Source organism: Pseudoalteromonas sp. APC 3691, from assembly GCF_030408135.1.
In the GTDB taxonomy this organism is placed as follows: domain Bacteria; phylum Pseudomonadota; class Gammaproteobacteria; order Enterobacterales; family Alteromonadaceae; genus Pseudoalteromonas.
The window spans coordinates 1-5,474 of sequence record NZ_JASDCB010000115.1 but is presented as its reverse complement, the minus strand read 5'-3'; the positions used below and the strand labels follow the sequence as shown (position 1 = coordinate 5,474).

Sequence of the window (5,474 nt, the reverse complement as noted above, 5' to 3'; positions counted from 1 at the left end):
CCCACCCTCAAGCACAGTATTGGTCTGACTAAGTATAGGGCGTTGCGCTATTTTGCACGCTGACCCACCAATACTGCCGAAACAGGTTACGGTTAGTTGTGTACCTCTAACTTCTTATGGCTTCCTTCAGACCCCACCGTTGGCCAGTGACGCCCTTGCCATTCAGATTATCTTCCCCTTAGTCAGGGTAATAAGGCATCTTTCAGCCTATCGGGTTTGCCAGCTTCGCTGGGCAAACAAAAAAGCGCTAATCATTACTGATTAGCGCTTTTCAAAGCTCGGGTCAGATCAAGCTTAAAAACTCATTTGGGTGCAGTTTAAAGGTCTGGATCGTCGCCTAACTTATCTTCACCGTCTTCAGGTTCAATAGTTGCTTTTAGTAAAAGCATTTCGCGTAACTTACCTTCAATCTCATCTGCAATTTCTGGGTTTTCTTTCAAAAACTTAATTGAGTTAGATTTACCTTGGCCAACCTTGTTGCCACTGTAACTGTACCAAGCACCTGCTTTTTCAACAATTTTATGCTTAACACCTAAATCAATTAACTCGCCTTGCTTAGAAATACCTTCGCCATACATGATGATAAATTCAGCTTGTTTAAATGGCGGCGCTACTTTGTTTTTAACAATTTTAACGCGGGTTTCGTTACCAACAACTTCATCACCTTCTTTCACAGAACCAATACGACGAATATCAATACGTACCGATGCGTAAAACTTAAGTGCATTACCACCCGTTGTTGTTTCTGGGTTACCAAACATAACACCAATTTTCATACGGATTTGGTTAATGAAAATACATAACGTGTTAGAACGTTTAATATTACCAGTAAGCTTACGTAATGCCTGTGACATTAAACGTGCTTGTAAGCCCATGTGCGAGTCGCCCATGTCGCCTTCAATCTCAGCTTTTGGTGTAAGTGCAGCAACCGAGTCAATAATAACGACGTCTACTGCGCTTGAACGTACTAACATGTCACAAATTTCTAGTGCTTGCTCACCTGTATCAGGTTGAGATACAAAAAGGTCATCAATATTTACACCTAGTTTTTGTGCATATACAGGATCAAGAGCATGCTCAGCATCAATGAAGGCACATGTTTTACCTTCTTTTTGAGCTTCGGCGATAACTTGTAAAGTAAGCGTTGTTTTACCAGATGACTCAGGACCATACACTTCAACAATACGTCCCATAGGTAAGCCACCTATGCCTAAGGCAATATCAATACCTAGTGAACCTGTAGATACAGATTCAATGTTTAACGCTTTGTTGTCACCCAATTTCATAATTGAGCCTTTACCAAATTGACGTTCAATTTGTGATAGTGCTGCGTCTAACGCTTTTTGTTTGTTATCGTTCATTTTGTTCTCCAATCCAGCTAATGCGAACAAGTATACTGTATGAAATCACAGTATCAAGCTAATTTTTTCATTTTATCTCATCTATTACACTTTTTAATGCAAATACAATAGCTTGCAGTCTTACTTGAGCCCTATCACCAGTAAATATTTGTTTAAAGGTCAGTACTTTGTCATCAATTTGTATGCCAAACCATACAAGTCCAACAGGTTTACCTTCTGTCGCCCCGCCAGGCCCTGCAATGCCCGATACAGCTATAGATATATTAGCGTTTGTTGCTTTAATAGCACCTACTGCCATTTCATGGACTGTTTGCTCGCTCACAGCACCGTATTGATTTAATGTACTAGCACTAACATTGAGCAAATCTTGCTTTGCTTGGTTGCTGTAAGTGACAAATGCACGGTCGATATAAGCTGAACTTCCAGGTGTATCGGTAAGCGCATAACTCACTCCGCCACCAGTACATGACTCAGCAGTAGTGATCCATAAGCATTTATCCGTTAAAATAGCGCCTAATTGCGCAGCAAGTGTTTTAATCTCTTGATGTAATTCCATATTCAGCCTTTGGGTAAATACATGTCGTTTGATCTTTATGCACCACACACTATAAAACAACAAACCCCTATGATGCAGCAGTATCTAAAAATAAAATCAGAGCATCGCGATATTTTATTGTTTTATCGTATGGGCGATTTTTACGAACTTTTTTTTGATGACGCAAAACGCGCCGCTCAATTACTCGATATTTCGCAAACTCATCGCGGTAAAGCTGGCGGCGATCCTATCCCAATGGCGGGCGTACCTTATCATGCCGTAGAAAACTACTTAGCACGCCTAGTTCAAATGGGTGAATCTGTTGCTATTTGCGAACAAGTTGGGGATCCCGTAACCAGCAAAGGCCCTGTCGATCGCAAAGTTGTTCGTATTGTAACGCCAGGTACTATTTCAGATGAAGCCTTGTTACAAGAACGACAAGACAACCTACTTACCAGCGTTTGGCAAAGTAAAAAAGGTTTATACGGTATTGCGTACCTTGATATTAACTCTGGTCGCTTTAACGTTGTAGAGGTTAGCACCCATGAAGCTTTTAGCTCAACTATTCAACGCTTAGCTCCGGTAGAACTTTTGTATAGCGAAAGCTTTGAAAACTTCCATTTAATTGAGCACATAAAAGGTGCTCGTCGTCGCCCAGAGTGGGAGTTCGACTTAGATACGGCTCAGCACTTATTATGCGATCAGTTTGGTACTAAAGATTTAGTTGGCTTTGGTGTTGATAAAGCTCACAGCGCACTTGTTGCTGCTGGTTGTTTAATGCAATACGTAAAAGATACACAACGTATTGCACTGCCACATATTCGTGCAATTACACTGGAGCACAACGAACACGCTGTTATTTTAGATGCCGCAACCCGTAAAAATTTAGAACTTACCGTTAATTTATCAGGCGGGTTTGAAAATACACTTGCCCAAGTACTTGACAAAACAGCAACGCCAATGGGTTCTCGCCTACTTAAGCGCCGTATTCATACACCTGTACGCAATAAAGACGAGCTAAATTCACGCTTAAATGCAATTAGCGCTATTTTAGATGTACAACTTTGTGGTGAATTACATGAGTCATTAAAAGAGATTGGTGATGTAGAGCGTGTTATTGCGCGCTTAGCTTTATGTACTGCTCGCCCGCGCGATTTAACTCGCCTTCGTAGTGCATTACAAGCACTTGCACCACTGCATTCTTTGTTAGGTGATGCTAACGATCCTCGTATAGCGGGTATTATCAAGCATTCGCCTGAGCTCCCTGATTTACAAGAGTTATTAGAACGTGCAGTGATAGAAAACCCACCGGTACTTATTCGTGATGGTGGTGTTATTGCCCCTGGTTATAACAGCGAACTAGATGAGTGGCGTAACTTAAGTAAAGGTGCAACCGATGTACTTGATCAACTAGAGTTGCGTGAACGCGAACGCACGGGTATTAGTACACTTAAAATTGGTTATAACCGCGTACATGGCTTTTTTATTGAAGTAAGCCGCGCCAATGCTCACTTAGTGCCAGCCGACTACATTCGTCGTCAAACACTTAAAAATAACGAACGCTATATTATTCCTGAGCTTAAAGAGCACGAAGATAAAGTACTTGGTAGCCAATCAAAAGCCTTAGCGCTTGAAAAGCAACTATACGAAGAGTTGTTTAGATTTATTGCTCCACACATAGAGCAACTTCAAATGATGGCAGCCGCATTAGCTGACTTAGACGTGTTAAATAACTTGGCCGAACGTGCATTTGCACTCAATTATGCAAAACCAGAACTGTGCGATAACGACAATATAAGCATTAAGCAAGGTCGTCACCCTGTGGTTGAGCAAGTAATGAAAGAACCGTTTATTGCCAACCCTGTTGAATTAAACAGCCAACGTAAAATGTTGATTATTACGGGTCCAAACATGGGCGGTAAATCAACCTATATGCGCCAAACAGCACTTATTGTATTAATGGCTCACATTGGCAGTTTTGTACCTGCAGACAGCGCTAAAATAGGCAATATCGATCGCATATTTACACGTATTGGTGCTAGCGATGATTTAGCATCAGGTCGCTCAACCTTCATGGTAGAAATGACAGAAACAGCGACTATTTTAAATAATGCCACGGCGCAGTCTTTAGTGTTAATGGATGAAATTGGTCGCGGTACAAGTACCTACGATGGGCTCTCGCTTGCGTATGCAACAGCCGATCATTTAGCGTCAAAAATATCAGCTAAAACATTATTTGCTACGCACTACTTTGAGTTAACAGAACTTGCTGAACAAACAACAGGTCTGGTAAACGTGCACCTTGATGCAATAGAACATAACGATACAATCGCCTTTATGCATACAGTACTTGATGGCGCAGCAAGTAAGAGCTTTGGCTTACAGGTAGCTGCTCTTGCGGGTGTGCCAAAAGCTGTTATTACACAAGCAAAGCAAAAACTTAAGTTACTTGAAAATCATCAAAGCGTTACTGCACCAAATACAGAGCAACAAGCCTTTACTTTTAATAACGAAGCTGCACAAAGTGCCCCTTCTGAAGTAGAAGAACAATTAAGCGCAATTGACCCTGATAATTTATCGCCACGCCAAGCGCACGATTTATTATATAAACTAAAAGCATTGTTGTAATTTATATCATCTAATTTACAAGCATAAAAAAAGCCGAAGAATAAATTCTTCGGCTTTTTAACACACATAGTCTTTTTAAGTTATTTGACTAACCTGATGTAATGGTCTCCTCCCTATACGGCATCTATGTGCCATGATTAAAGTGGTTACAATAATCAAAGGGAGAAGACCAAAATGAAGATTACAACAATTGGTTTAGACATAGCAAAAAGATTTTTCCATGTGGTGTGCTGCAATGAACAAGGGCGCTTAGTTAAAAAGAAAATGTTAAAGCGTGCGCAAGTGTTATCTTTTTTCCAACAACACACTACGTGTTTAGTTGCTTTAGAGGCCTGTGCAACTTCTCATTTTTGGGCTCGAGAAATCAGAAAATGTGGTCATCAGATAAAGCTTATTCCACCTCAGCATGTAAAAGCCTTCTTAGTTGGCAATAAAAATGATTATAACGATGCTTTAGCAATTAGCGTTGCTTCAAAACAACATCATATTAAGAGTGTCTGTATAAAATCAGTTGAGCAACAAGATAACCAAGCACAGCACAAAGCGAGAGAATTAGCGGTCAGACAAAGAACGGCACTATGCAATCAAATCCGAGGCTTAACTGCTGAATACGGAATTATTTTAAATCAGGGTGTAAACACAATACGCAAAAGTATCCCCCTAATTTTAGAAGATGAAAATACCGGATTATCAGGCGCATTTAAAGCTGTCTCTTGATCACAAGTCTGACTCAAGAGATTTTGCTAAATCGTAGCCTTCCAGGATGGCTTGTAACTTAAGCCATCCTTTCCATAACACTTTCACAGATGCACGCCCTGTGCGCTTGGTATCTTTCCAGCCTCCTAACTTTGCCAGTTCCTGATACGCCCATGACATATTTGGAGCAGTTTCAGGCAATGGTGTTTTTATTCTCTTTAACCACAATAACTTCCATGCTTTGGGAGATAACA

General features: G+C 40.7%; 4 protein-coding genes and 1 pseudogene. 2 read left to right on the top strand and 3 right to left on the bottom strand.

Annotated features, from left to right (window positions below):
* Window positions 1-317: 317 nt before the first annotated feature.
* Entirely contained in the window at window positions 318-1,361 is a 1,044-nt protein-coding gene (gene recA / locus QL998_RS20155; RefSeq protein ID WP_002958952.1) for a recombinase RecA, read from the bottom strand.
* 67 nt (window positions 1,362-1,428) lie between these two features.
* Entirely contained in the window at window positions 1,429-1,917 is a 489-nt protein-coding gene (locus QL998_RS20150) for a nicotinamide-nucleotide amidohydrolase family protein (protein WP_024597314.1), read from the bottom strand.
* 21 nt (window positions 1,918-1,938) lie between these two features.
* Between QL998_RS20150 and mutS the strand changes: the two genes are divergently transcribed.
* Together mutS and QL998_RS20140 are read left to right on the top strand one after the other, a co-directional pair.
* Window positions 1,939-4,524, top strand: coding sequence for a DNA mismatch repair protein MutS (mutS, locus tag QL998_RS20145; protein WP_290193365.1), 2,586 nt, complete (start codon window positions 1,939-1,941; stop codon window positions 4,522-4,524).
* A 174-nt stretch (window positions 4,525-4,698) separates the two neighbouring features.
* Window positions 4,699-5,241 (top strand): transposase, encoded by a 543-nt coding sequence (locus QL998_RS20140; protein WP_290193364.1) that lies wholly within the window; start codon window positions 4,699-4,701, stop codon window positions 5,239-5,241.
* On the opposite strand, the pseudogene QL998_RS20135 reads toward QL998_RS20140, so the two are convergent.
* Window positions 5,242-5,474, bottom strand: a pseudogene (locus tag QL998_RS20135) (IS4 family transposase); the annotation flags it as partial.